The organism is Aurantimonas sp. DM33-3, from assembly GCF_014334315.1.
Classification (GTDB): Bacteria; Pseudomonadota; Alphaproteobacteria; order Rhizobiales; family Rhizobiaceae; genus Aurantimonas; species Aurantimonas coralicida.
Genome location: NZ_JACSGS010000001.1, coordinates 399,989 through 426,537 on the forward strand (window position 1 = coordinate 399,989; position 26,549 = coordinate 426,537).

Below are 26,549 nucleotides of genomic sequence, written 5' to 3' on the forward strand. Positions count from 1 at the left end.
GCGGACCGCCCGCCGATGAACGGATGATGAACCGCAGCTTCCGGCATCGTTCAGCGAAACGCTGCTATCTGGAACGAATTGCAACGCGGTCCGTTGTCAAGTCGAATAATGGAGAAACACGATGCTGGTCTTCGCCCTGTCCATCGCCATGGTCGTCACCCTCGCAACGGCGACCGCGATCACCCTGCACAATGAATCCCAGGCGCAGCGCCTCCGCGTGACCGCCAATCGTACCCGCACCATGCGCTGAGCCGGTTCGGCCGTTGACGGAGCCGAGTTTCGAAGAACCGGTTCCGGAATAGGCGACGAACGGGTCGGCCTGGACCGTGCCACGAATGCGAAAAGGACTGCCGCGACAAGATCGCGGCAGTCCTTTTTTCGTTGCGCGGGTGGCGGCGCTATTCCTGCGGCGGAACATCACCGTCGGGCGCGGCGTCGTCCGGCCCTGCCCCGTCCGGCGTCGAACCGTCGATGCCACCGTCTTCGATGTCCCCGTCGATCGTGTCGGCCTCGGCTTCGCCCGCCTCGTCGGCGCCCTGATCGGGAATGCGCTCGACCGAAACGACGCGCTCGCCGTCGGCCGTCTTGAAGATGGTGACGCCGCGGGTGGCGCGGCCGGCGGTGCGGATGCCCTCGACCGGCACGCGAATGAGCTGGCCGCGATCGGTGACCAGCAGGATCTGGTCGCCGCTCTCCACCGGGAAGCCGGCCATGAGCTGGCCGATCTCGGAGGCCCGGCTCGTATCGGTGGCACGGATGCCCTTGCCGCCACGGCCGATCACCCGGAACTCGTAGGACGACGACCGCTTGCCGTAGCCGAACTCGCTGACCGTGAGGATCATCTCCTCGGCGGCGCTCAGATAGGCGTAGCGCTCCTGATCGATGGCGACGTCGCCGGCGCCCTCTTCCTCGACCGTCGGCTCGGCGGTGAGATCGGCGTCGGACGCGCCTTCGACGGCACGGCGCATCTTCAGATAGGAGGCGCGTTCGGCCGGGGTGGCATCCACATGGCGCAGGATCGCCATGGAAATGACCCGGTCGCCCTCGCCCAGCGAGATGCCGCGCACGCCGACCGAATTGCGGCCGGCGAAGACGCGCACATCCGTCGCCTGGAAGCGGATGCACTGGCCCGACGCCGCGGTCAGAAGGACGTCGTCGTCCTCGGAGCACGTCGCGACGGCGAGGATCTCGTCGCCGTCCTCGTCGAGCTTCATGGCGATCTTGCCGTTGCGGTTGACCTGGGTGAAGTCGGACAGCTTGTTCCGGCGCACCGTGCCGCGGGTCGTGGCGAACATGACGTTCAGCTCGGCCGCCGCGTCCGGATCGCTCGGCAGCGGCAGGATCGAGGTGATCCGCTCGCCCTTTTCCAGCGGCAGCATGTTGATCAGTGCCTTGCCGCGTGACTGCGGCGAGGCCAGCGGCAGCCGCCAGACCTTCTCCTTGTAGACGATGCCGCGCGACGAGAAGAACAGCACCGGCGTATGGGTATTGGCGACGAACAGCCGGGTGACCGAATCCTCGTCGTTCTTCAGCGACATGCCGGCGCGGCCCTTGCCGCCGCGACGCTGCGACCGGTAGGTGGCCAGCGGCACGCGCTTGATGTAGCCGCCATGGCTGACCGTGACGACCATGTCCTCGCGCGGGATCAGGTCCTCGTCGTCCATGTCCGCCGCGCCCTCGGAGAGCTCGGTGCGGCGCGGCGTCGCGAATTCGTCGCGGACCGCGATCAGCTCTTCCTTGATGATCTCGCGCACGCGGACGCGCGACGACAGGATCTCCAGATATTCCCGGATCTCCTCGCCGATCTTGTTCAGCTCGTCGCCGATCTCGTCGCGGCCGAGCGCGGTCAGGCGCTGCAGGCGCAGGTCGAGAATGGCGCGGGCCTGCGCCTCGGACAGACGATAGGTGCCCTCTTCGGTGATGCGGTGGCGCGGATCGTCGATCAGCCGGATCAGCGGCGCCACGTCCTTGGCTTCCCAGGCGCGGGTCATCAGCTGCTCGCGGGCGGTCGCCGGATCGGGCGCGGCCCGGATCAGCTTGATCACCTCGTCGATATTGGCCACGGCGATGGCGAGGCCGACGAGGACATGGGCACGCTCGCGCGCCTTGCGCAGCAGGTACTTGGTGCGCCGGTTGACCACTTCCTCGCGGAACGAGATGAAGGCCGACAGCATGTCGGGCAGCGTCATCTGCTCGGGCCGGCCGCCATTCAGCGCGACCATGTTGGCGCCGAAGGTCGTCTGCAACGGCGTGAAGCGGTAGAGCTGGTTGAGAATGACGTCGGACGACGCGTCGCGCTTCAGCTCGACGACGACGCGGTAGCCGTCGCGGTCACTCTCGTCGCGAATGTCGGAAATGCCCTCGATCCGCTTCTCGCGGACCAGATCGGCCATCTTCTCGATCATCGTCGACTTGTTGACCTGGAACGGCACCTCGGTGATGACGATCGCCTCGCGATCGTTGCGCATCGGTTCGACATGCGCCTTGCCGCGCATCAGGATCGAGCCGCGACCAGTCGAATAGGCCGACAGGATGCCCGCACGGCCCAGGACGATGGCGCCAGTGGGGAAGTCGGGCCCCGGAATGAAGCCCATCAGCTCTTCCAGCGTGATCGCCGGATTGTCGATCATCGCCACGCAGCCATCGACAATCTCGCCGAGATTGTGCGGCGGAATGTTCGTCGCCATGCCAACGGCGATACCGCCGGAGCCGTTCACCAGGAGGTTCGGGAACCGCGCCGGCAGGACGACCGGCTCCTGCTCGCGACCGTCGTAATTGTCCTGGAAGTTGACGGTTTCCTTGTCGATGTCGGCGAGCAGCGCTTCCGACACCTTGTAGAGACGCGTCTCGGTGTAGCGCATGGCCGCCGGCGGATCGCCGTCGATCGAGCCGAAATTGCCCTGCCCCTCGATGAGCGGCGCGCGCAGCGACCAGTCCTGCGCCATGCGGACCAAGGCGTCGTAGATCGAGGAATCGCCGTGCGGATGGTACTTACCCATCACCTCACCGACGACACCGGCAGACTTGCGGTACGGTCGGTTGAAGGTCAGGCCCATGCCGTGCATCGCGTAGAGGATGCGCCGATGCACCGGCTTCAGTCCGTCGCGCACATCGGGAAGCGCACGGCTGACGATCACGCTCATGGCGTAATCGAGATAGCTGCGCTGCATTTCCTCGATGATCGAGATGGAATCGATACCGGTGGGTCGCTCCGGCGGCGTCGTGATGTCGTCTTCGGCCAAGACTGTGTCCCGATTGACTCAAAATTCGTGTTCTGCCTATAGCCCGAACAGCCCGCAGGAGCAATTGCAGCGCCCATTTGCGCGGCCTCGAAAGGCCAATGTTGCCAGCCGCTTACGCGCTATCCAAAAGAAACCGCGACACGTGTCCGGCGTGCGGGTGCCGAAAACCCGCCTTCGCGGCAGGAATCACCCGATTCGGCGGTTTTCCGGCCGACGGCCTTTGACCGGCTGGCGCCACCTGTTACCGATGGCGAAGGCTTCACGGGATCGCGGAACCCATGTTCGATCTTCTCCTGTCGGGGTTCGTCACCCTCTTCGTCATCATCGATCCGCTCGGGCTGGTGCCGCTGTTCCTCGCCCTGACGCCGGAGATGAACGAGAAGGAGCGCCAGCGGACGGCGTTGCGCGCCTGCCTGATCGCCTTCGCGATCCTGACGATCTTCGCCCTCTTCGGCCTCGGTATCCTGCGCACGCTCGGCATCACGCTCGGCGCCTTCCGGGTCGCCGGTGGCCTGTTCCTGTTCTGGATCGCCTTCGAGCTGGTCTTCGAGAAACGCAATGAGCGCAAGCAGCGCAGCGCCAACGAGGCCGTGGACGATCCCGACGCCGCCGACGTCGCCGCCTTCCCGATGGCGATCCCGCTGATCGCCGGTCCGGGCGCCATCTCGGCGGTGATCCTGCTGTCCGGCTCGCTGCCCAGCCTCGGTGGTCAGGCGGCCCTGGTCGGAGTAATCTTCACGGCGCTCACCGTGAGCTTCGCCTTCCTTGCCCTCGCCCACCGGGTCGACCGGTTTCTCGGCGTCACCGGGCGCGCAGTGATCTCGCGGCTGCTCGGCGTTCTCCTGGCCGCCCTCGCCGTTCAGTTCGTCGCCGACGGCGCCGCCGAACTCATCCGCACCAGCCAGCAAGGCGCGACGGCCCTGAGCTGATCGCGACACGATGCCGGCAGGACGCCATGGCCCCGGCGCGTCATGCCGGGTGAAGCGCTCCGCAAACCGTCGCCACATGCCGTCCGCCCCATCCTGACAACGAAAAAGGGCACCCGGCTTTCGCCGGATGCCCTCTCATTCCGTGATCGGTTTGGCGATCAGAACGGGATTTCGTCGTCGAGGTCGCGGGACGAGCCGCCACCGCCGCCGCCATAGCCACGGTCGCCGCCGCCACCGCCGCCCTGCTCGATACGGCCACCGCCGCCGCCGCCGCGGTCATAACCGCCGCCGCCGCCAGCAGCGCCACCCCCGCCGCCGCCGCCTTCGTTGCGGCCATCGAGCATCTGCAGCTCGCCGCGGAATTTCTGCAGCACGACCTCGGTGGTGTAGCGCTTCTGGCCCGACTGGTCTTCCCAGCTGCGGGTCTGCAGGGCACCCTCGATATAGATCTTCGAGCCCTTCTTCAGGAACTGCTCGGCGACCTTCACCAGGTTCTCGTTGAAGATCACGACGTTGTGCCATTCGGTGCGCTCGCGACGCTCGCCCGACTGGCGGTCGCGCCAGGATTCCGAGGTCGCGATCCGCAGATTGACGACGGCGTCGCCGGAATTCAGGCGGCGGATCTCGGGATCGGCCCCGAGATTGCCCACCAGAATGACCTTGTTGACACTGCCTGCCATGACGAAACTCCAAATCTGAAAATCGGCGCGACCCTATCCGACCGCGCGGCTGGACGAAAGCAGCCCGGCCCCGTCGTCCACCGCCTTGTCCGCCGCCGCTGAACCGCGATCTTCGGGTGGCGCCATTGCGCAGGCTCGGCCTTGACTGGAACAAAAAAAGAACATCATCTGACCGGAGTCAAGCAGAACGGTTCGGACCCCGCCTTGGAAGAGTCCGGTCCCGCACCTAAGTAGGGTCCGTTTCCCACCCGCAAGGACTGCATTTCGCGTCATGGCCGAACTCAAGACGATCTCCATTCGCGGCGCGCGCGAACACAATCTCAAGAATGTCGACCTGGAGATTCCGCGCGACAAGCTGATCGTGATGACCGGCCTGTCGGGTTCGGGAAAGTCGTCGCTCGCTTTCGACACCATCTATGCCGAAGGCCAGCGCCGCTATGTCGAGAGCCTGTCCGCCTATGCGCGGCAGTTCCTCGAGATGATGCAGAAGCCCGATGTCGACCAGATCGAGGGCCTGTCGCCGGCCATCTCCATCGAGCAGAAGACGACCTCGAAGAACCCACGCTCGACCGTCGGCACGGTCACCGAGATCTACGATTACCTGCGCCTGCTCTTCGCCCGTGTCGGCGTGCCCTATTCGCCGGCCACCGGCCTGCCGATCGAGAGCCAGACCGTCAGCCAGATGGTCGACCGGGTCATGGCGCTGGAGGAAGGCACGCGGCTCTATTTGCTGGCGCCGATCGTGCGCGGCCGCAAGGGTGAGTACCGCAAGGAACTGGCCGAGCTGCAGAAGAAGGGTTTCCAGCGCGTCCGCATCGACGGCGAGTTCCACGACATCGCCGATGCTCCGGCACTGGACAAGAAGTACAAGCACGACATCGACGTGGTGGTCGACCGCATCGTCGTGCGTGACGACCTGTCGGCGCGGCTGGCCGATTCCATCGAGACCGCGCTGGGCCTCGCGGACGGTCTGGCGATCGCCGAATTCGCCGACGGCGTCGACGAGAACGGCCATGCCAAACAGCTCGTCTTCTCGGAAAAATTCGCCTGCCCGGTCTCCGGCTTCACCATCCCCGAGATCGAGCCGCGGCTGTTCTCCTTCAACAATCCCTTCGGCGCCTGCCCGCGCTGCGACGGCATCGGCTCGCAGCAGGCCGTCGACCCCAAGCTGGTCGTGCCGAACGACGCCCTGACGCTGAAGGGCGGCGCCATCGCGCCCTGGGCGAAATCCTCCTCGCCCTATTACGGCCAGACCCTCGATGCGCTCGGCCGGCAATACGGCTTCAAGCAGACCGATCGCTGGACCGACCTGTCCGAGGAGGCCCGCAACGCCATCCTCCACGGCACCGGCAAGCAGAAGATCGAGTTCCGCTACAATGACGGTTTGCGCTCCTACAAGACCACCAAGGTCTTCGAGGGCGTCGTCACCAATCTGGCGCGTCGCTGGAAGGAGACGGAATCGGCCTGGATGCGCGAGGAGATCGAGCGCTTCATGTCGGCGACCCCCTGCCCGGCCTGCAACGGCTACCGGCTGAAGCCCGAGGCGCTGGCGGTGAAGATCGCCGGCTGTCATGTCGGCGAGATCACCGAACAGTCGATCCGCGCGGCCGCCGGCTGGTTCGAGGAGCTGCCGTCAAAGCTCACCGACAAGCAGAACGAGATCGCCGTCCGCATTCTCAAGGAGATCCGTGAGCGCCTGCGCTTCCTCAACGATGTCGGCCTCGACTATCTGACCCTGTCGCGGGCGTCGGGCACGCTGTCGGGCGGCGAGAGCCAGCGCATCCGGCTCGCCTCCCAGATCGGCTCTGGACTGACCGGCGTTCTCTATGTCCTGGACGAGCCCTCGATCGGACTGCACCAGCGCGACAATGCGCGGCTTTTGGAAACGCTGAAGCATCTGCGCGACATCGGCAACACCGTGATCGTCGTCGAGCATGACGAGGACGCGATCCTCACAGCCGACCATGTCGTCGATATCGGTCCGGCCGCCGGCGTCCATGGTGGCGAGATCATTGCCGCCGGCACGCCCGGCGAGGTCATGGCCAATCCGCGCTCGCTGACCGGTCGCTATCTGTCGGGCGATCTCGGTGTGCCGGTGCCCGAGAAGCGCCGCAAGCCGCAGAAGGGCAAGCAGCTCAAGGTCGTCGGCGCGCGCGGTAACAATCTCAAGAACGTCTCGGCCGAGATCCCGCTCGGCCTGTTCAACTGCGTCACCGGCGTATCGGGCGGCGGCAAGTCCACCTTCCTGATCGAGACGCTATACAAGGCGGCCTCGCGGCGCATTTCCAACGGTCGCGACATTCCCGCCGAGCACGACCGGGTCGAGGGGCTGGAGCATCTCGACAAGGTCATCGACATCGACCAGTCGCCCATCGGCCGGACGCCGCGCTCGAACCCGGCGACCTATACCGGCGCCTTCACGCCGATCCGCGACTGGTTCGCCGGCCTGCCCGAAGCCAAGGCCCGCGGCTACCAGCCCGGCCGCTTTTCGTTCAACGTCAAGGGCGGCCGCTGCGAGGCGTGCCAGGGCGACGGCGTCATCAAGATCGAGATGCACTTCCTGCCCGACGTCTACGTCACCTGCGACGTCTGCCACGGCAAGCGCTACAATCGCGAGACGCTGGAGGTCACCTTCAAGGAGAAGTCGATCGCCGACGTTCTCGACATGACGGTCGAGGAAGGCGTCGACTTCTTCGCCGCTGTCCCGGTCGTGCGCGACAAGCTGGCGACACTGAAGGAGGTCGGGCTCGGCTACATCAAGGTCGGCCAGCAGGCGACCACCCTGTCGGGCGGCGAGGCGCAGCGCGTCAAGCTGGCCAAGGAGCTGTCGCGCAAGGCGACCGGCCGCACGCTCTATATCCTCGACGAGCCGACCACCGGTCTGCATTTCCACGACGTCGCCAAGCTTCTGGAAGTGCTGCACGACCTCGTCGATCGCGGCAACACGATCGTCGTCATCGAGCACAATCTCGAGGTCATCAAGACCGCCGACTGGGTCGTCGACATCGGACCCGAGGGCGGCGATGGCGGCGGCGAGATCGTCGCCACCGGCACGCCCGAGGACGTGGTCAAGGTCGAGCGCTCCTATACCGGCCATTTCCTGCGCGAGCTGCTGGAGCGGCGGCCGGGCATCAAGCGCGAGGCGGCCGAATAGCGGCCGCGGCTGAGAGGGGACCGACATGGCAGGACGCGGAACGATCCGCACGGGCATCGGCGGCTGGACCTTCGAGCCCTGGGAAGGAAGCTTCTACCCGGACAACCTGCGGAAGAAGCGTCAGCTCGAATATGCCGCATCGAAGCTGAAAACGATCGAGGTCAATGGCACCTTCTACCGGAGCCAGAGGCCGGAGACCTTCGCCAAATGGGCGAGCGAGGCGCCAGAGGGCTTCATCTTCTCGCTGAAGGCGCCGCGCTATGCGGTGAACCGCAAGGTCCTGGCCGAGGGCGGCGATTCCATCCAGCGCTTCGTGGACTCAGGCATCGCCGAACTCGGCGACAAGCTGGGACCGCTGCTGTGGCAACTGGCCGCCACCAAGCAGTTCGACCCGGACGATTTCGGCGCCTTCCTGAAACTGCTGCCGGCCAAGGCCGGCGGCATCGCCCTGCGCAATGTCGTGGAACTGCGTCACGAGAGCTTTGCCTGCCCGCAGGTCGTGCAGATGTGCCGCGAAGCCGGCGTTGCCATCGTCTATGCCGAGAGCGCCGACTACCCCGAGATCGCTGACGTCACCGCCGATTTCGTCTATGCCCGGCTGCAGAAGGCCGACGCCGGGATCGCGACCGGCTATCCGGCGGACGCGCTCGACGCCTGGGCGGAGCGCGCCAGGCAATGGGCATCGGGCGGCCAGCCCGCCGACCTGCCGCGGCACGATCCGAAGACGGTCGCGGCGGAGACACCGCGCGACGTCTTCCTCTATTTCATCCGCGAGGGTAAAGTCCGCGCGCCGCAGGCCGCGATGGCGTTGCAGGAGCGCCTGGACGACTGAGCCGTCGCGGCAGGCGCCATTTTCGTTGTCGTGAGGGCCACGCGCTCCGGTCCGTCAGGCTGACAGTTCCGCCGCCAGTTCCGCATGGACCCGCGGCAGCATCGGCGCCAGATCCTCGGCGATCAGGCCCGGCCCGAAATGCTCGGCCGCGCGGCCATGCATCCAGACCCCGGCGCAGGCAGCCTCGAAGCTCGGCGCGCCCTGCGCCAGTTGCGCGGCGACGATTCCGGACAGAACATCGCCGCTGCCGGCGGTCGCCAGCCATGGCGTACCGTTGGCATTGATCGCGGCCCGCCCGTCCGGGGCCGCGATGACCGTATCGCGCCCCTTCAGGATGATGACGGCGCCGGCGCGTCGGGCCGCGCTCCGCGTCCGCTCCAGCTTTGACAGTCTTTCGTCGCCCGCAAGGTCGGGAAACAGCCGCTTGAACTCGCCGGCATGGGGCGTCAGCACCAGCGGCGTCCCGTCGTCGCGCGTCGCCTCCTTGGCCGCAGCAAACAGCGTTTCCGGTTCGTCCTGGAACGACGTGATCCCGTCGGCATCGAGCACCAGCCGCCGCCCCGCCGCGAGAACCGCACTGGCGTAGCGGCGCGCGTCCTCGCCGATCCCGAAGCCGGGTCCGAGCACGAAGGCATTGGTGCGCGCATCGCTTAAGAGTGCGTCGAGATCCGCGGCGTCGTTGCAGCGTTCCAGCATGATCGCGGTCAGATGCGCGGCATGGGCCATCAGCGCCGAGCCCGGCGCATAGACGGTGACGAGCCCTGCCCCGCCGCGCAGCGCCGCCATGGCGGCCAGCCGGGCCGCCCCGGTCCGGACCATGCCGCCGGAAAACACCACGGCATGGCCGCGATCGTATTTATGACCGGCATCGCGCGGCGATGTCGCCGGGTTGCGGAACAGGCCCGGCGCGTTGGCAAAAACCTGCGGCGCGATCACGTCGAGGACGGCGTCGGAGATGCCGATGTCGGCAACGACCACGCGGCCGCAGGCGCTCCGGCCCGGCTCCAGCAGATGGCCCGGCTTTCGCCGGAAGAACGTCACCGTAAGATCAGCCCGGAGCGCCGTGCCCAGCGGCTCGCCGCTCGCACCGGAAATACCGGACGGCAGATCGATGGCGACGAGCGGTATCTTCGCGGCGTTCACTGCCGCGATGGCCCGCGCCGCTTCCCCCTCCACGGGGCGCGCCAGCCCGGCGCCGAACAGACCGTCGACGACGAGGTCGAAACCGCCGTCCGGGGCAAAGGCCTCGAGCTTCTGCCACGGGCCGCCATAGCCGGCGGCCGCCAGTGCCGCATCGCCGTTGAGCGCATCCGGCGCGACGTGGCTGTAGACCGTCGGCTCGCAGCCGGCCTCGCTCAAGAGCCGCGCGGCGGCCCAGGCATCGCCGCCATTGTTGCCGGGACCGGCCAGCACCGCGATGCGCCGCGCCTTCGGGAAGGATCGGCGGATGGCCCCCGCCACCGCGGCCGCCGCCCGCTCCATCAATGCGATCCCGGTCATGCCGCCGGCGATCGTCAGACGGTCGGCTTCAGCCATCTGCACCGGGTCGAGCAGCGCCAGATCATGTGCAGCAAATTTCGTCATGGAGTGTGCCTAATAAATGGACATTCTGATCACGGGATGTGCAGTCTGGGTGACATGGCAGGTGCCCTCGTGTAGCCATTCCGAGCACAGAGCAATCGGCGCTCCTGGAGGCATCCGCCGTGGATCATAGGACAGGAGGGCGCCGGTAACCGAAATTTCCGCTTTCCCGATCGTTCCGGTGGACTATTTCGAAGCGTTCACCGTAGGAGGTCGTCTTTGGCACGCGACCTGCTACAGCGGGTTCGACGGGCCGGCGGCCCGTGACGGGGACAACGTCGAGAAGGAATGTCGATGAAGAAGGTTGAGGCCATCATCAAGCCCTTCAAGCTGGATGAGGTGAAGGAGGCCCTGCAGGAAGTGGGGCTTCAGGGCATCACCGTCACAGAGGCCAAGGGATTCGGCCGGCAGAAGGGCCATACGGAACTCTACCGCGGGGCCGAATACGTCGTCGATTTTCTGCCGAAGGTGAAGGTCGAGATCGTCCTTGCGGACGAGACCGTCGCTGCCGCCGTGGAAGCCATCCGCAAGGCGGCCCAGACCGGCCGCATCGGCGATGGCAAGATCTTCGTCTCCAACATCGAGGAAGCGATCCGCATCCGGACCGGCGAAGCCGGCACCGACGCGATCTGATCCAGCAGCTTCCCACACACAGTCTCAGAGTTCGATAATAGGAAGGACCGCCATGACGAGCGCCAACGACATCCTGAAGCAGGTCAAGGACAACGACGTGAAATTCGTCGACCTGCGCTTCACCGACCCCAAGGGCAAGTCCCAGCACGTGACCATGGACGTCACCCTGGTCGACGAGGACCTGTTCTCCGAGGGCACGATGTTCGACGGTTCGTCGATCGCCGGCTGGAAGGCGATCAACGAGTCCGACATGGTTCTCATGCCGGATCCCGAGACGGCCTACATGGACCCGTTCTTCGCTCAGTCGACCATGGCGATCGTCTGCGACATTCTCGACCCGGTCTCCGGCGAGGCCTACAACCGCGACCCGCGCTCGACCGCCAAGAAGGCCGAGGCCTATCTGACCCAGTCGGGCACCGGCGACACGGCGTTCTTCGGTCCGGAAGCCGAGTTCTTCATCTTCGACGACGTCCGCTACAAGGCCGACCCGTACAACACCGGCTTCAAGCTCGACTCCACCGAGCTGCCGTCGAATGACGACGCCGAGTACGAGACCGGCAATCTCGGCCACCGTCCGCGCATCAAGGGCGGCTACTTCCCGCTGCCCCCGATCGATTCCTGCCAGGACATGCGCTCGGAAATGCTCACCGTCATGGCCGAGATGGGCGTCGCGGTCGAGAAGCATCACCACGAGGTCGCCGCGGCCCAGCACGAGCTTGGCATCAAGTTCGACACGCTGACCCGCAACGCCGACAAGATGCAGATCTACAAATACGTCATCCACCAGGTGGCGAACGCCTACGGCAAGACGGCAACCTTCATGCCGAAGCCGGTCTTCGGCGACAACGGCTCGGGCATGCACGTCCACCAGTCGATCTGGAAGAACGGCAAGCCGACCTTCGCCGGCGACGAATATGCCGGTCTGTCGGAGAGCGCGCTGTTCTACATCGGCGGCATCATCAAGCACGCCAAGGCCCTGAACGCCTTCACCAACCCGTCGACCAACTCGTTCAAGCGCCTGGTCCCGGGTTACGAGGCTCCGGTGCTGCTGGCCTATTCGGCCCGCAACCGCTCGGCGTCCTGCCGCATCCCGTTCGGCCAGTCGCCGAAGGCCAAGCGCGTCGAGGTCCGCTTCCCCGATCCGACCGCCAATCCGTATCTCGCCTTCGCGGCGATGCTGATGGCCGGCCTCGACGGCATCAAGAACAAGATCCATCCGGGCTCCGCCATGGACAAGGACCTGTACGACCTGCCGCCGGAAGAGCTGAAGGAAATCCCGACGGTCTGCCGCTCGCTGCGCGAGGCGATGGAAGCGCTGGATACCGACCGCGACTTCCTCAAGGCCGGCGGCGTCTTCGACGACGACCAGATCGACGCCTTCATCGACCTGAAAATGGCCGAGGTCCTGCGTTTCGAGATGACCCCGCATCCGGTCGAGTTCGACATGTACTACTCGGTCTGATCCGAACCGGTCGCCGGCTGCCGGCGGCGACCATCGGGTCTTCACGGACCGAACGGGAGGGGGTGCCATCGGCGCCCCCTTTTTGTTGAGGCGAAACCGGTGGCCACCGCGGTGGGACTTCCATGGCGCGCCGCCTGGCGCCCGTTGCCATCTCTCTGGCTTCCCGCGTACGCCCGCAGCGCCGGAAACCGTGGATAAATCCGACAATCGGCGCTTTCCCTGCCAGCGGCAGGACCGGGCGCTTGAAGAACATTTCGTGAAAGTATAGGCATCACGGCATGGTTTACGAGCGCTCGACCCCAACGACGCGCGTCATGTGGCGATCCGCCAGGGAGTTCGCCGCGCGATGAGCGACGATCTGTTTTCCGGCAACGCCGCGCGCCAGCCGCGAGCGCCGAAGCCCAGCGCCAAGCCGCGCCCGGCAGCCAATCTCCAGGAACCGGCCGAATACACCGCGGCGGACATCGAGGTCCTCGAAGGGCTCGAGCCGGTCCGGCGGCGTCCCGGCATGTATATCGGCGGCACCGACGAAAAGGCGCTGCATCACCTCTTCGCCGAGGTCATCGACAATTCGATGGACGAGGCGACCGCGGGGCATGCCAATTTCATCGAGGTGGCGCTGGAAGCCGACGGCACCCTGTCGGTCGCCGACAACGGGCGCGGCATCCCCATCGATCCGCACCCCAAATATCGCGACAAGTCGGCGCTCGAAGTCATCATGACGACGCTGCATGCAGGCGGTAAGTTCGATTCCAAGGTCTACGAGACCTCCGGCGGCCTGCACGGCGTCGGCGTGTCCGTCGTCAACGCCCTGTCCGAGACGCTTGAGGTCGAGGTCGCCCGCAACCGCAGGCTCTACCGCCAGACCTATTCGCGCGGCCACGCCCAGACCGGGCTGGAGGAAATCGGCGACGTCCAGAACCGCCGCGGCACTCGGATCCGGTTCCGGCCCGATCCGGAGATCTTCGGCGCCGGCGCCCGCTTCCGTCCCGAACGGCTGCTCGCGATGGCGCGGTCCAAGGCCTATCTCTTCGGCGGCGTCGAGATCCGCTGGGCCTGCGACCCGTCGCTCCTGCCGGTCGACGGCAGCGTGCCCTCCCGCGACACGTTCCACTTCCCCGGCGGCCTGAAGGACTATCTCGACGGCACGCTCGACAAGCAGGGCCGCGTCACCTCGCAGATCTTCGCCGGTCGCACCGAGAAGGTCTCCGGCCACGGCGCGGTCGAATGGGCGGTGAGCTGGACCGCCGACGACGGCTTCGTCCGCTCCTACTGCAACACCATCCCGACGCCGGAGGGCGGCACCCACGAAGCGGGCCTCCGCTCGGTGCTGCTGCGCGGCCTCAAGGCCTTCGCCGAAGTGTCCGGCAACAAGCGTGCCGCGGTGATCACCGGCGACGACATCATGCTGACGGCGTCGGCCATGCTGTCGGTCTTCATCCGCGAGCCGGAATTCGTCGGCCAGACCAAGGACCGGCTGGCCACGGCCGAGGCCCAGCGTATCGTCGAGCAGTCGATGCGCGATTCCTTCGACATCTGGCTCGCCTCCTCGCCGCAGGACGCCGCGCGGCTGATCGACTGGGTGGTCGAGCGTGCCGACGAACGCCTGCGTCGCCGCCAGGAAAAGGAAGTCAGCCGCAAGAGCGCGACCCGCAAGCTGCGCCTGCCCGGCAAGCTGGCCGACTGCTCCCAGAGCGGTTCGGTCAATGCCGAGATCTTCATCGTCGAGGGCGATTCCGCTGGCGGTTCCGCCAAGCAGGCCCGCGACCGCAAGGTGCAGGCGATCCTGCCTTTGCGCGGCAAGATCCTGAACGTCGCCTCGGCGGGGCGCGAGAAGTTCGGCGCCAACCAGCAGCTCGCCGATCTCATCCAGGCTTTGGGCTGCGGCACGCGGTCGAAATACCGCGAAGAGGACCTGCGCTACGAGCGCGTGATCATCATGACCGACGCCGACGTCGACGGCGCGCATATCGCCTCGCTGCTGATCACCTTCTTCTACCAGGAGATGCCGGAGCTCATCCGCGGCGGTCATCTCTTCCTCGCCGTGCCGCCGCTCTACAAGCTGACCCAGGGCGGTAAGACCGCCTATGCCCGCGACGATGCCGACCGCGAGCGCCTGATCGCCCGCGACTTCAAGGGCCGCGGCAAGGTCGAGATCTCGCGCTTCAAGGGTCTCGGCGAGATGCTGCCCGCGCAGCTCAAGGAAACCACCATGGACCCGCGCAAGCGCACGCTGCTGCGCGTCCACATGGACGAAACGCCCGAAGCCGGCACCTCCGGTGCGGTCAATGCGCTGATGGGCAACAAGCCCGAGGCGCGCTTCCGCTTCCTGCAGGACCGCGCCGCCTTCGTCGAGGATCTGGACATCTGACGGGCACGCCCCGTAAGAGAGCGACCAGATCCGGCACAGGGAGTCCGAAGATGGTCATTCGTTCCGCAAGCAACTTCGCCGGCGTCAGCCTGGCGGCCCTCATGATGGTCCAGAGCGCGGCTCTAGCGCAGGCGACCGACGCCGCTCCCGCCGCGGCCCCGGCTGCCGAGCAGGCCGCCCCGGCTGCCACCAGCGAAGCCGCACCCGCGACCGTTGCACCGGCAGCTGGCGGCGCCAACGATCCGGCGGCCGCTGCCGAAGCGCTCTCGCCGCTGATCGAGGACGTGCAGATCGTCGGTCCGTGGTCGGACGGCGACGTCCAGGGCGTCTGGCGCACGATCATGGTCCAGTCCCCGGCCGACGAGACGGACTACCATTTCTTCGTCCAGCAGCTCGAAGGCAGCGGCACCAACCTGACGCTGCGCTCCAGCACCGAGATCCGGGAACTCAACCAGATTGAGGGCGCCGTCGTCGGCTACCGGGCCGACGAGCCCAGCGAGACCGAGCCCAACAGCCTGTCGCTGTTCTTCGATCTCCTGCCCTCGGATGGCGAGATCGCCGAAACCTACGAGCTGCACTTCTTCCCGGACCAGCCCTACATGTTCGGCCCGGCGACCAACTGAGCCGACCCGCTCAGCCTGCGGCCGCCATTATGAGGCTGCGCCGAAGGATCTCGCTGGTGCGGTCCGGCCGCTCCATCGTCACCATGTGCCCGGTCGCCGGCAGCATCTCCAGCTGCGCGCCCGGGATCGCCGCGGCCATTTCGCGCGCACGCTCCGGCGGGATGATCGCATCCGCCTCCCCGGCGACGACCGTCACCGGAACATGGATCGTCGGAAGCCGGTCGCTCTGGTCCGGCCGGTCGATGATCGCCTGCTGCTGGCGAACAAAACCTTCGACACCGATCGCCGCGGCCATTTGAACGATGCGCTCCCTGAGCGTCGCGCTCGTCGTCTCCGGCGCGACGAGGCGCTCGCACAGCAGACGCGCCACCGGCTCGATCCCCTGCTCCCGTGCCGTATCGATGAGCTGGTGGCGCATGGCGGTCTGCTCGGGCGTGTCGGCGCGGTGGCTCGTCGCCATCAGCGCCGCGGCCAGCACGCGCTCCGGCGCCAGTCGCAGCACCTCGAGCGCGACGTAGCCGCCCATGGAGAGACCGCAGAGCGCGAACTTGTCGGGTGCATCGGCCAGGAGCCGCTCCGCCATGGCGGTGACCGACGCGTCGCGCGTGGTATCGGCAATCCGGATCGGATGTCCGGCCAGAGCCGCGATCTGATCGCGATACAGGTCATCGGTGCACAACAAGCCCGGAATCATGACAATTGATACGAAATTCACGATTTCTGCCCTGTAAATCCCGTTGAAAAGCCCCATTTGGGGCGTATCGGTTGACTCGCGCTCGTGCTCGCCCTATCGCCCCCATGAGATGGGCTTTCAAACGCTACCGAACGCAACCTCCCATTTACCCAAGAGAACAGCTAGCTTGAAACTCTTTTCCGAACTCGGCCTGAGCGCCAAGGTTCTGGCTGCCGTACATGCAGCCGGATACAATGAACCGACGCCGATTCAGGAACAGGCCATTCCGCATGCGCTTGAGCGCCGCGATGTCCTGGGAATTGCGCAGACGGGAACCGGCAAGACCGCGTCCTTCGTCCTGCCGATGTTGACCATGCTCGAGAAGGGTCGCGCGCGGGCCCGCATGCCCCGCACCCTGATTATCGAGCCGACGCGCGAACTCGCTGCACAGGTCGCCGAATCCTTTACCCGCTACGGTCTCGACCAGAAGCTCAATGTCGCGCTGCTGATCGGTGGCGTCTCCTTCGCGGATCAGGATCGCAAGATTGACCGCGGCGCCGACGTCCTGATCGCCACGCCGGGCCGCCTGCTCGACCATTTCGAGCGCGGCAAGCTGCTGATGACCGCGGTGGAAGTGCTCGTCATCGACGAAGCCGACCGCATGCTGGACATGGGCTTCATCCCGGACATCGAGCGGATCTGCAAGCTGTTGCCGGTCTCGCGTCAGACCCTGTTCTTCTCGGCCACCATGCCGCCGGAGATCACCCGCCTCACCGAGCAGTTCCTGCAGAACCCGGTTCGCGTCGAAGTCGCCAAGCCGGCCTCGGCCGCGCTGACCGTGACGCAGCGCCTGGTCGCCACCAAGAAGGACGACTTCGAGAAGCGCGATACGTTGCGCCGGGTCATCCGCGACCAGACCGAACTCACCAACGCCATCATCTTTTGCAACCGCAAGCGGGACGTGGCGACACTGTTCCGCTCGCTGGAGCGCCACGGCTTTTCCGCCGGCGCGCTGCATGGCGACATGGACCAGCGTTCGCGCACCGCGATGCTGCAGGGCTTCCGCGACAACAAGATCCAGCTGCTGGTCGCCTCCGACGTCGCCGCGCGCGGCCTCGACATTCCGGCCGTCAGCCACGTCTTCAATTTCGACGTGCCGATCCATGCCGAGGACTATGTCCATCGCATCGGCCGCACCGGCCGGGCCGGACGCTCGGGCGCAGCCTTTACCCTGGCGACCAAGGCCGACAAGAAGCATCTCGACGCCATCGAGAAGCTGATCGGCAACGAGATCGAATGGCTCGGCGAGCCGGTCAGCGCCGTTTCCGACGACGAGACCAGCGAGAAGCCGGCCCGTCGCAGCGGCAGCGGCCGTCGCTCGGGGTCCTCGACGCGTCGTCGCGGTGCTGCTGCTGCAGCGGAGCCGGCAAGCGAGACGGCGCCGGAACAGGCGGTCGAAGCGGAACCGGCCGTGGTTCGCGCCGAAGCCGGCGAGCTGGATGTGCCCGTCGAGGCGATCACGCGCGATGCTCCGGTCGAAACCGTCGAAGAGGATGTGGCACCGGTCCAGAAGCCGAGCCGCAGCCGTGCAGCCTCCAGCGATCGGGCGCGCCCCGCCGCATCGTCCTCTCGGACCCGTGGTGCTAAGCCCGCCGCGCCGCGTGGCGGCCGCAACGACGACAACGGCAAGTCGCCCGTTGGTTTCGGCGACGATATTCCCGCCTTCATGCTGATCGGGACCGGCACCTGACGGTGCCGGCCTGACCCGCTCTCAGCGCTGAAACGAAACGCCGGATGCATGCTCGCTCATCCGGCGTAATTCTGTCCGGGCCTGCTTGGTGATGTCCATGGTCAGCGACACGGCGCCGTCCTCGCGGTCGTCGCGCGCCGTCACCGTGGCGTTCTCGTAGATCCACGGCACGAACCCCATGGCATCGGGCGCCACGTCCACGGTCAGCGTCACCGTGCCGCCGCCGATCCGCCGCTCGATATCGACCAGCAGCGTGTCCACGCCGAAGCCGGTCACCGCCGACACGACATGCACGGCGTCCGTATCCGGCAGGCTCTCGCGCATCGTCGACAGATGCTGGAGGCCGGCCTCGTCGAGCAGGTCCACCTTGTTCCAGATATCGACCACGTGGTCGCTGTCATCGACATCGATGTCGAGGTCGCGCAGGATCTTGCGCACGTCCTCGGCCTGGGCCAGCGTGTCGGGATCGGCCACGTCGCGCACATGCAGCACGATGTCGGCCTCGATCACCTCTTCCAGCGTCGCCCGGAAAGCCGCCACCAGATGCGTCGGCAGGTCCGAGACGAAGCCCACCGTGTCCGAGAACAGGATCTCTGTGCCGTGCGGCAGCGTCGTGCGACGGAGGGTCGGATCAAGCGTGGCGAAGAGCAGATCCTTCGCCATCACGTCGGCGCCGGTCAGCCGGTTGAACAGCGTCGACTTGCCGGCGTTGGTATAGCCGACGAGGGCGACAACGGGATGCGGCGCCTTCTTGCGCTGGGCGCGGTGAAGCTGCCGGGTCCGCCGGACCTGTTCCAGGTCCTTTTCGAGCCGCTTGATCTTCTCCTGAAGCTGCCGCCGGTCGGATTCGATCTGGGTCTCGCCCGGACCGCCGAGGAAGCCGGCACCACCGCGCTGACGCTCCAGATGGGTCCAGCTGCGCACGAGCCGGCCGCGCTGATAGTTCAGATGCGCGAGTTCGACCTGCAGGCGGCCTTCCTTGGTGCGCGCCCGCTCGCCGAAGATCTCGAGAATGAGACCGGTCCGGTCGAGAACCTTGACGTTCAGCTCACGTTCCAGGTTGCGTTGCTGCACCGGGGTGAGCGGATGGTCGAACACGACCAGCCCGATCTCCTCGCCGGCGATCACGCCTTTCATTTCCTCGACCTTGCCGGTGCCGATCAGCGTCGCCGGACGCGGCCGCTGGCCGCTGACGATACCGCTGGCGACAATGTCGAGCCCGATGGCGGCGGCGAGGCCCATGGCCTCGGCGAGGCGCGCGTCGTGGCTCCGGCGCGGCGCCTCGACCGCGCCCGCCACATCGTCCTGCACCGGATATTGCTTGAACACGGGGACGTAGACCGCCGCCCGCGTCGGAACGGTCTTGTGTTCGATCGGGCCTCGCGGCCCCACTTCTCTATGTTCGGCCAATCAGTCTTTCCTGTCTTCGTCGCTGCCATCGTACATGTGCACGGGCTGGGACGGCATGATGGTGGAGATCGCGTGCTTGTAGACCAGCTGGGAATGCCCGTCGCGGCGCAGCAGCACGCAGAAATTGTCGAAGGAGGTGACGACGCCGGTCAGCTTGACGCCGTTGACCAAAAAGATCGTCAGCGAAATCTTCTGCTTGCGGACGGTGTTGAGAAAGAGATCCTGAAGGTTCTGCGTGCGTTCGGCCATGTGGTCCTTGTCCTGTTCTTATTGGCGTCGGCTGAACCGGTCTTCGCCGGTCGTTCCGCGCATTGTCTTGCACCCGTCGACCCGGGCAATACGGCTTTGTCGTCTCTCGCAAGTCTCGCCGCCGGACCTGCGGATGCTCACCTCTCCTGCGCGCAGAATCTGACAAGCCGGCGGTGGCCGGCTCTGCCGCAAGGAGAACTCCCTTCGGACATGACACCGGCTCAGGCCAGACATCAAGCGCAGTCAGGCTCTCACGCCGACATTTATGTCGGCGCGGCTGCGCGCAACAGGGGGCGTCCTGCGCCGATCAGAAGAATTCGAGGCTGACCCGGAAGAGCTGCTCGACATGACGAACCGCACCGGCGGCAGCGAAGATCACCACCCGGTCCTTCGCCTTGATCTTGGTCTGACCGTCCGGGCGCACGAACTGGCCGTTGCGATAGATCGCGCCGACCCGCAGATTGTGCGGAAGGTTCAGGTCGCGCAGCGGCGTGCCGACCAGGGGCGAGGTTTCCAGTGCTTCGGCCTCGATCGCTTCGGCCAGGCCGTTCTGGATCGAGTGCACGGCGCGGATGCGTCCCCGGCGCACATGCTGCAGCACGCGCGAGATCGTCACCGAACGCGGATTGATGAAGGCATCGATGCCCAGCGTGCGGGTGAAGGTCTGGTAGTCGGGGTCGTTCAGCAGCGCGAGATTGCCCTTGCAGCCCAGCCGCTTGGCCATGACGCTGGAGAGGATGTTCACCTTGTCGTCATTGGTCAGCGCGACGAGGAGATCGGCCTCGGCGATGTCGGCCTCGTTGAGGATCGTCTGGTCGAGGCCGCTGCCATGCAGGACGATGGTGCGCTTCAGGCTGTCGGCGATAGTCACCGCCCGCTCGTGCTTGGTCTCGAGCACGCGGATCTTGGCGCCAAGGCTGCGCTTTTCCATCTGCTGGGCGACGTAGAAACCGATATTGCCGCCGCCGACGATGACGATGCGCCCGGCTTCCGGCTCCTCGTGGCCGAACAGGCCCAGCGTCCGCTTCACATGGCTGCGCTCCGCCACGACATAGGCGATGTCGCCGGCCACCATCTGGTCCGACGAGGCCGGCACGAACAGCTTGTCGCCGCGCAGGATGCCGACGACGGTCGCCTTCAGGTCGGGAAACAGATCGGTGAGCTGGGCGAGCGGCGTGTCGACCACCGGGCAGTCGTCCCGGCACTCGATGGCGACCATGGCGATGCTGTCGTCGGCGAACCGCACGACGTCCATGGCGCCCGGCAGCGCGATCCGGCGCAGCGCCATCTCGCCGACCTCGACTTCCGGCGAAATGATCACGTCGATGGGCATGTTGTCGGTCGAGAACAGATCCTGCCAGTGCGAGCGCAGATAGCTCTGCGAGCGGATGCGGGCGATCTTGGTGGGCACGTTGAACAGCGAGTGGGCCACCTGGCAGGCCACCATGTTCACCTCGTCGTGCAGCGTCACGGCGATGATCATGTCCGCCTGCTCGGCGCCGGCCTCGGCCAGCACGTCCGGATGGGCGCCGTGGCCGACGAAGCCCCGTGCATCGAGATTGTCGCGGATGTTCTGGACAAGCGAACGGGAGGTGTCGATCACCGAGACGTCGTTGCGCTCGGAGGCCAGCCGTTCGGCAATGCCGTACCCGACCTGGCCTGCACCACAGATCACGACTCTCATCCGTTCCGCCCTTCAAACGCCGAACTCTTCAGAGCCGCGTTCCTAATGCTTCGCGAAGACAAGCGCAAAGGCTGCTCGCTGCACCCTGCCCGCCCGTCCGGCATCGACGGGCCTCGCGGGGCGGACCGCCGGAGCGGAGAGCCTAGATGCCGAGCGACTTCAGCTTGCGATGCAGTGCCGAGCGTTCCATGCCGACGAATTCCGCGGTGCGCGAGATATTGCCGCCGAAGCGATTGATCTGCGCCACCAGATATTCCTTCTCGAACACCTCGCGCGCGTCGCGCAGCGGCAGGGCCAGGATCTGTCCGTCCGACTGGCTCGGGGTCTGCGGCAGCATCTCGCCGACCTCGCGCGGCAGCATATCGGCCGAGATCGTCGTCTCGGCGTCGCCCTCGCGCGACAGGATCATCAGCCGCTCGACATTGTTGCGGAGCTGGCGGACGTTGCCCGGCCACTCGCTGGACTGCAGCACCGCCATGGCCTCCGGGCTGATCGCCCGCGGCTTGATGCCGGTCTGCTCGCTGATCTGCGTCATGAACGCTTCGATCAGCAGCGGGATGTCCTGGCGCCGTTCGGCAAGCGGGGGAACCTGAACCGGGACCACGGCGAGGCGATGGTACAGATCCTCGCGGAAGGCACCCTCGGCGATCATCGATTCCAGATTCTGGGCCGTCGACGAGACGATGCGGACATCGACCTTCACGCGCTTCGAGCCGCCGACCCGCTCGAAGGTCTGTTCGGTCAGCACCCGCAGGATCTTGTTCTGGGTTTCGCGCGGCATGTCCCCGACCTCGTCGAGGAACAGGACGCCGCCATGGGCCTCCTCCAGCGCGCCGACCTTGCGCTCGACGCCGGGAGGCGCCTCGGTGCCGAAGAGCTCGACCTCCATGCGATCGGGCGTGATCGCCGCGGCGTTCAGCGCGACGAAGGGCGCATCCGCCCGTGCCGACCCGGCATGGATCGCCCGCGCGACCATTTCCTTGCCGGACCCCGACGCGCCGAGGATCATCACGCGGCTGTTGGTCGGCGCAACGCGCTCGATCAGCGTGCGCAGCTGGTTCATCGGATGCGACTTGCCGATCAGCTCGGCGAAGTCGGACGAGCGCCGGCGCAGTTCGGAAACCTCGCGCTTGAGCTTGGAATTCTCCAGCGCCCGCTCGGCCACCAGGATCAGGCGATCGGCCTTGAACGGCTTCTCGATGTAGTCATAGGCACCGCGCCGGATGGCCGAGACGGCGGTCTCGATATTACCGTGACCGGAGATCATCACCACCGGCACTTCGGGATGCTGCGCCTTGATGGCGTCGAGCAGGTCGAGGCCGTCGAGGCGGCTGCCCTGCAACCAGATGTCGAGGAAGACCAGGCGCGGCACGCGCTCGGCGATCGACTGCAACGCGGCGTCCGATCCCCCCGCGGTCCGGGTCTCGTGCCCCTCGTCCTCGAGGATTCCCGCCACCAGTTCGCGGATGTCGGCTTCGTCGTCGACGATCAGGATGTCCGATGCCATCGATCTCACCAATCCTTTCTCATGTCCCGGCATTCTCCCGGATGTCCGCGTCTGCAAAGCCATCCGCCGGCAGGGTGATGCGGACCATCGCCCCCTGCGGCTGATCGGGCGCGTCGTCGAGTTCGATCGTCCCGCCGTGTTCCTCGATGATCTTCCGCACGATGGCGAGGCCCAGCCCGGTCCCCTTCTCGCGCGTGGTCATGTAGGGCTCCAGAAGCCGATCTCGATCCTCCCGGGGAAATCCCCGGCCATTGTCGCTGATCTCGACCAGATGCCGCTCTCGGCCCGGCACGGCCCGGATGCGGATCCGGCCATCGGCGACCTCGGCGGTCTCGAGCGATTCCACCGCATTCTTGACGAGATTTCCGAAGGCCTGGGAGAGCAGGCGAATATCGTAGGAGCCCAGCAGCGGCTCGTCGGGAATCTCGGCAACGAACGAAATACCGTGATCCCCCATTTCCCGCATGAACACCGCTTCCCGCAACGCTTCGCGCAGGTCCTTTGGTTCCATGCGCGGCTTCGGCATGCGGGCGAAGGTGGAGAATTCGTCCACCATCCGGCCGATGTCGGAGACCTGCCGGATGATCGTCTCGATGCACCGGTCGAAGACCTCGCGGTCGTCCTCGATTCGCTTGCCGTAGCGCCGCCGGATGCGCTCGGCGGAAAGCTGGATCGGGGTCAGCGGGTTCTTGATCTCATGCGCGATGCGCCTTGCGACATCGGCCCAGGCTGAGGATCGCTGCGCGTCGACGAGATCGGTGATGTCGTCGATCGTCACGACGCTGGAACGCGCGCCCTCGCTCTCCTCGGACGAGGTGATGCGGATGGCCAGGACACGCTCGCGATCGCGGATGCGCAGCTTCACCTGCTCCTGGAATTCGGGGCGCGAGGAGGCGGTCGCGGCCTCGAAGACCTGGCCGATCGTCGGGAACGTCTCGATCAGCGACCGGCCGACGACGGCCTTGGCGTCGACATGCAGGATCCGCTCGGCCGACGGGTTCAGCATCGACACCGAGCCGTCGCGCTCGACACCGATGACGCCCACGGTGACGCCGGACAGTACCGCCTCGGTGAAACGGCGGCGTTCGTCGATGACGTCCTTGGCATGGACCAGTTCGGAGCGCTGGCTGCGCAGTTGCAGGATCATGTTGTTGAAGGTGTTGGACAGGGAGCCGACATCGCCGTCCGAGGTCCGCACCGGGACCGAGACGGCGAGGTTGCCGCTCGACACCTCGTCCGCGGCGCCCATCAGCAGCCGGATCGGTCGCACCAGCCGGTCGGCGACGCCGATGCCGGTCCAGATCGCGGACAGGAGCACGATCAGCATGATGCCCAGATAGAGCAGCGCGAAGGCCACCTGCAGCCCCAGACGATTGGCCTGGAGGCTGGAATATTCCGCCGAGCGCTCCTCCATCAGCCGCAATGCGTCGAGCACTTCGGGATCGACGGCCCGCACCGTGTAGAGATAGCTGTTGGGCAATTGCCGCAGCTTGATGATCGCACCGACGAGATTGGTCACGCCGGGAGGGATGAACACCAGATTGCCGTCCGCCGCGCGCTGCAGCGCGTCCTCCGGCGGCACCGGCAGCGGACGTTCGACCGCCACGTCGGCGCGCAGGAAGGGCGTTCCGTCGGCCCGCAGGATCTGCGCGCCAAGCAACGAGCGCCCCTTGGCCTGATCGGTCATCAGGTTCTCGAAGCCGTTCTGGTCGAGATCGAACAGCCGCCGCTGCTGGTCGAGATCGTAGGCCATCGACAGCGTCGAGCCCTGCAGATTGCGGGCGTTCTCGTTCACATAGGCGCGGGCGACGCTGATCGACGATTCCACGATGGTGCGCGTGCGGATCTCGAACCAGCGATCCAGCCCGAGATCGAGCGTCACGCCGGCAACGATCGCCACCAGCAAAGCCGGCAGCGCCGCGACGATCGAGAACAGGGCGACGATGCGCACATGCAGGCGCGAAGCCGCCCTGCCCTGGCGACGAGCCCGGACCATGCGCAGCACCTCGCGCCCGATCAACACGCAGAGCAGCACGACGAAAGCGCCGTTGACGATGGTGGCGATGGTGACGATCGTGTCGGTCGGCGCGATCGGCGTCAGTCCCATCAGGACGACGAAGGAGATCGCGCCGGTGATCAGCGCGCCGACCACGGCGATCAGCCCCGGAACCAGCATGAAGCGACGGCGCTCCATGAGGAACGGAACCTCAGGCGCGCTCTGTTGGGGTGTCAGGCTCATGAATCACTGCAACCGGTCATCACGTTGCTACAATGCAACGGAATGTGGCCAAAGTGCAACGAGGCTGGAAAATGCCGCTCAGCGGATCGCGCGGATCACCGAGATGTCGAGATCGCGGATCTTCTTGCGCAAGGTGTTGCGGTTGACCCCCAGGAGATCGGCCGCCTTCACCTGATTGCCGCGCGTGGCGGCCAGCGCCGCCGCGATCAGCGGATATTCGACCTCGCGCAGAATCCGCCCGTGCAGCCCGGGCGGCGGAAGATCGTCGCCAAAGGAGGCGAAATAGTCGGACAGATAGCGCTCGACCGCGGCGCTCAGATCGATGGGCTTGCCGCCATCGCCGTCGAGACCCGGTGTCTTGGCCACGTCGTTCGACAACTCGTGCTCGACCAGCTCGGCGGAGATCTCGTCCTGCGGATAAAGCGCCGACAGACGCCGGATGAGGTTTTCCAGTTCGCGGACATTGCCGGGCCACGGATAGCGCCGCATCACGTCCAGTGCGCCCTGGCTCAACACCTTGCGCGGCAGCCCCTGCTTCTCGGCCTCGGTGAAGAAGTGGCGCGCGAGATCGGCCAGATCCTCGATGCGTTCGCGCAGCGGCGGCAGGCGCAGCGGCACCACGTTCAGGCGGTAGAACAGATCCTCGCGGAACAGGCCGCGAGCGATGAGCTGGCGCAGATCCTTGTTGGTCGCCGCGACGATCCGCACGTCGGTGGCGATGGGCGTACGTCCGCCGACGACCGTGTATTCGCCTTGCTGCAGCACCCGCAGCAGGCGGGTCTGGGCCTCCATCGGCATGTCACCGATCTCGTCCAGGAACAGCGTGCCGCCTTCGGCCTGCTCGAAGCGGCCGCTGGTGCGGGCCTGCGCGCCGGTGAAGGCGCCCTTTTCGTGGCCGAAGAGCTCCGACTCGATCAGCTCGCGCGGGATCGCCGCCATGTTGATGGCCACGAAGGGGCCTTTGCGGCGGCGGCCGTAATCGTGCAGCGCCCGGGCCACGAGCTCCTTGCCGGTGCCGGATTCGCCCGTGATGGTCACGGTCAGGTCGGTCTGCATCATCCGGGCCAGCGCCCGGTAGATATCCTGCATGGCCGGCGAGCGACCGACCAGCGGCATGGAATCATGCAGTTCGTCCGGCGCGTCCTGGCGCCGGCTCTCCTTCGGCTCCGACAGAGCCCGGCGGACGATGGCGACGAGCTCGGTCAGGTCGAAGGGCTTGGGAATGTAGTCGTAGGCGCCCTTCTCCGACGCCTTGATGGCGGTCATGAAGGTGTTCTGCGCGCTCATCACGATGACCGGCAGATCGGGCCGCGAGTTCTTGATCTTCGGCAGCGTGTCGAAGGCATTGCCGTCGGGCATCAGCACGTCGGTGATGACGAGATCGCCCTCGCCCGCCGCGATCCAGCGCCACAGCGTCGCGATGTTCGAGGTAACCCGGACTTCGAAGCCCGCCCGCATCAGGGCCTGTGAGACCACCGTGCGGATGGCGGAGTCATCGTCGGCAACGAGAATCTGCATGCTCATTCCAAT

General features: G+C 66.3%; 19 protein-coding genes. 9 read left to right on the forward strand and 10 right to left on the reverse strand.

The features are described from left to right. Positions 1-121: 121 nt before the first annotated feature. On the forward strand, positions 122-250 hold the full coding sequence (locus tag H9Q09_RS22645; RefSeq protein ID WP_266102134.1) for a hypothetical protein: 129 nt from the start codon (positions 122-124) through the stop codon (positions 248-250). 148 nt (positions 251-398) lie between these two features. Here H9Q09_RS22645 and gyrA read toward each other — a convergent pair whose 3' ends face one another. After that, positions 399-3,227 carry a DNA gyrase subunit A gene (gene gyrA / locus H9Q09_RS02305; RefSeq protein WP_348646264.1) on the reverse strand — a complete coding sequence of 943 codons (2,829 nt, stop codon included), beginning with the start codon at positions 3,225-3,227 and terminating at the stop codon, positions 399-401. A gap of 293 nt (positions 3,228-3,520) precedes the next feature. Here gyrA and H9Q09_RS02310 point away from each other — a divergent pair, with 293 nt between their 5' ends. Next, the gene (locus H9Q09_RS02310) at positions 3,521-4,171 is read left to right on the forward strand and encodes a MarC family protein (protein ID WP_187389714.1); all 651 of its coding nucleotides are present in this window, start codon (positions 3,521-3,523) and stop codon (positions 4,169-4,171) included. 158 nt (positions 4,172-4,329) lie between these two features. Here the strand turns inward: H9Q09_RS02310 and ssb are convergent, their stop codons facing one another. Further along, positions 4,330-4,851: a single-stranded DNA-binding protein gene (ssb, locus tag H9Q09_RS02315; protein WP_187389715.1), complete on the reverse strand. Its 522-nt coding sequence runs from the start codon at positions 4,849-4,851 to the stop codon at positions 4,330-4,332. A gap of 271 nt (positions 4,852-5,122) precedes the next feature. Between ssb and uvrA the strand changes: the two genes are divergently transcribed. Next, entirely contained in the window at positions 5,123-8,005 is a 2,883-nt protein-coding gene (uvrA, locus tag H9Q09_RS02320) for an excinuclease ABC subunit UvrA (RefSeq protein WP_024350652.1), read from the forward strand. 25 nt (positions 8,006-8,030) lie between these two features. Then, positions 8,031-8,837 (forward strand): DUF72 domain-containing protein, encoded by an 807-nt coding sequence (locus tag H9Q09_RS02325; protein ID WP_187389716.1) that lies wholly within the window; start codon positions 8,031-8,033, stop codon positions 8,835-8,837. Positions 8,838-8,891: 54 nt separating this feature from the next. Here H9Q09_RS02325 and H9Q09_RS02330 read toward each other — a convergent pair whose 3' ends face one another. Then, complete coding sequence (locus H9Q09_RS02330) at positions 8,892-10,421, reverse strand: NAD(P)H-hydrate dehydratase (protein ID WP_187389717.1); 1,530 nt, start codon at positions 10,419-10,421, stop codon at positions 8,892-8,894. Between the two features lie 291 nt (positions 10,422-10,712). Between H9Q09_RS02330 and H9Q09_RS02335 the strand changes: the two genes are divergently transcribed. The 4 genes from H9Q09_RS02335 (at position 10,713) to H9Q09_RS02350 (ending at position 15,507) form a co-directional block, all read left to right on the forward strand. After that, positions 10,713-11,051 (forward strand): P-II family nitrogen regulator, encoded by a 339-nt coding sequence (locus H9Q09_RS02335; protein WP_024350649.1) that lies wholly within the window; start codon positions 10,713-10,715, stop codon positions 11,049-11,051. A 52-nt stretch (positions 11,052-11,103) separates the two neighbouring features. Next, positions 11,104-12,513: a type I glutamate--ammonia ligase gene (gene glnA / locus H9Q09_RS02340; protein WP_009209532.1), complete on the forward strand. Its 1,410-nt coding sequence runs from the start codon at positions 11,104-11,106 to the stop codon at positions 12,511-12,513. A gap of 346 nt (positions 12,514-12,859) precedes the next feature. Next, entirely contained in the window at positions 12,860-14,884 is a 2,025-nt protein-coding gene (parE, locus tag H9Q09_RS02345; RefSeq protein WP_187389718.1) for a DNA topoisomerase IV subunit B, read from the forward strand. Between the two features lie 50 nt (positions 14,885-14,934). Further along, entirely contained in the window at positions 14,935-15,507 is a 573-nt protein-coding gene (locus H9Q09_RS02350) for a hypothetical protein (protein WP_187389719.1), read from the forward strand. 10 nt (positions 15,508-15,517) lie between these two features. Here the strand turns inward: H9Q09_RS02350 and H9Q09_RS02355 are convergent, their stop codons facing one another. Next, positions 15,518-16,258 (reverse strand): alpha/beta fold hydrolase, encoded by a 741-nt coding sequence (locus H9Q09_RS02355; RefSeq protein WP_187389720.1) that lies wholly within the window; start codon positions 16,256-16,258, stop codon positions 15,518-15,520. A 109-nt stretch (positions 16,259-16,367) separates the two neighbouring features. Between H9Q09_RS02355 and H9Q09_RS02360 the strand changes: the two genes are divergently transcribed. Further along, entirely contained in the window at positions 16,368-17,930 is a 1,563-nt protein-coding gene (locus tag H9Q09_RS02360) for a DEAD/DEAH box helicase (RefSeq protein ID WP_246715964.1), read from the forward strand. Between the two features lie 21 nt (positions 17,931-17,951). Here the strand turns inward: H9Q09_RS02360 and hflX are convergent, their stop codons facing one another. The 6 genes from hflX to ntrC form a co-directional block, all read right to left on the reverse strand. Further along, positions 17,952-19,259, reverse strand: coding sequence for a GTPase HflX (hflX, locus tag H9Q09_RS02365; protein WP_348646265.1), 1,308 nt, complete (start codon positions 19,257-19,259; stop codon positions 17,952-17,954). Positions 19,260-19,340: 81 nt separating this feature from the next. Then, complete coding sequence (gene hfq, locus H9Q09_RS02370) at positions 19,341-19,589, reverse strand: RNA chaperone Hfq (RefSeq protein WP_024350643.1); 249 nt, start codon at positions 19,587-19,589, stop codon at positions 19,341-19,343. Positions 19,590-19,896: 307 nt separating this feature from the next. Beyond that, a complete protein-coding gene (gene trkA, locus H9Q09_RS02375) occupies positions 19,897-21,273 on the reverse strand; it encodes a Trk system potassium transporter TrkA (protein WP_024350642.1) in 1,377 nt (458 codons plus the stop codon). A 142-nt stretch (positions 21,274-21,415) separates the two neighbouring features. Next, complete coding sequence (locus tag H9Q09_RS02380) at positions 21,416-22,780, reverse strand: sigma-54 dependent transcriptional regulator (protein ID WP_187389723.1); 1,365 nt, start codon at positions 22,778-22,780, stop codon at positions 21,416-21,418. Between the two features lie 19 nt (positions 22,781-22,799). Further along, positions 22,800-25,019, reverse strand: coding sequence for a PAS domain-containing sensor histidine kinase (locus H9Q09_RS02385; protein WP_187389724.1), 2,220 nt, complete (start codon positions 25,017-25,019; stop codon positions 22,800-22,802). Between the two features lie 78 nt (positions 25,020-25,097). After that, entirely contained in the window at positions 25,098-26,543 is a 1,446-nt protein-coding gene (gene ntrC, locus H9Q09_RS02390) for a nitrogen regulation protein NR(I) (RefSeq protein WP_009209523.1), read from the reverse strand. Positions 26,544-26,549: the final 6 nt, after the last annotated feature.

Bases quoted from the DNA above. Each gene is read 5' to 3' on its own strand.
- H9Q09_RS22645 (WP_266102134.1), top strand. From the start codon at position 122: ATGCTGGTCTTCGCCCTGTCCATCGCCATGGTCGTCACCCTCGCAACG.
- H9Q09_RS02310 (WP_187389714.1), top strand. From the start codon at position 3,521: ATGTTCGATCTTCTCCTGTCGGGGTTCGTCACCCTCTTCGTCATCATC.
- ssb (WP_187389715.1), bottom strand. From the start codon at position 4,851: ATGGCAGGCAGTGTCAACAAGGTCATTCTGGTGGGCAATCTCGGGGCC.
- uvrA (WP_024350652.1), top strand. From the start codon at position 5,123: ATGGCCGAACTCAAGACGATCTCCATTCGCGGCGCGCGCGAACACAAT.
- H9Q09_RS02325 (WP_187389716.1), top strand. From the start codon at position 8,031: ATGGCAGGACGCGGAACGATCCGCACGGGCATCGGCGGCTGGACCTTC.
- H9Q09_RS02330 (WP_187389717.1), bottom strand. From the start codon at position 10,421: ATGACGAAATTTGCTGCACATGATCTGGCGCTGCTCGACCCGGTGCAG.
- H9Q09_RS02335 (WP_024350649.1), top strand. From the start codon at position 10,713: ATGAAGAAGGTTGAGGCCATCATCAAGCCCTTCAAGCTGGATGAGGTG.
- glnA (WP_009209532.1), top strand. From the start codon at position 11,104: ATGACGAGCGCCAACGACATCCTGAAGCAGGTCAAGGACAACGACGTG.
- parE (WP_187389718.1), top strand. From the start codon at position 12,860: ATGAGCGACGATCTGTTTTCCGGCAACGCCGCGCGCCAGCCGCGAGCG.
- H9Q09_RS02350 (WP_187389719.1), top strand. From the start codon at position 14,935: ATGGTCATTCGTTCCGCAAGCAACTTCGCCGGCGTCAGCCTGGCGGCC.
- H9Q09_RS02355 (WP_187389720.1), bottom strand. From the start codon at position 16,258: ATGGGGCTTTTCAACGGGATTTACAGGGCAGAAATCGTGAATTTCGTA.
- hfq (WP_024350643.1), bottom strand. From the start codon at position 19,589: ATGGCCGAACGCACGCAGAACCTTCAGGATCTCTTTCTCAACACCGTC.
- trkA (WP_024350642.1), bottom strand. From the start codon at position 21,273: ATGAGAGTCGTGATCTGTGGTGCAGGCCAGGTCGGGTACGGCATTGCC.
- H9Q09_RS02380 (WP_187389723.1), bottom strand. From the start codon at position 22,780: ATGGCATCGGACATCCTGATCGTCGACGACGAAGCCGACATCCGCGAA.
- H9Q09_RS02385 (WP_187389724.1), bottom strand. From the start codon at position 25,019: ATGAGCCTGACACCCCAACAGAGCGCGCCTGAGGTTCCGTTCCTCATG.
- ntrC (WP_009209523.1), bottom strand. From the start codon at position 26,543: ATGAGCATGCAGATTCTCGTTGCCGACGATGACTCCGCCATCCGCACG.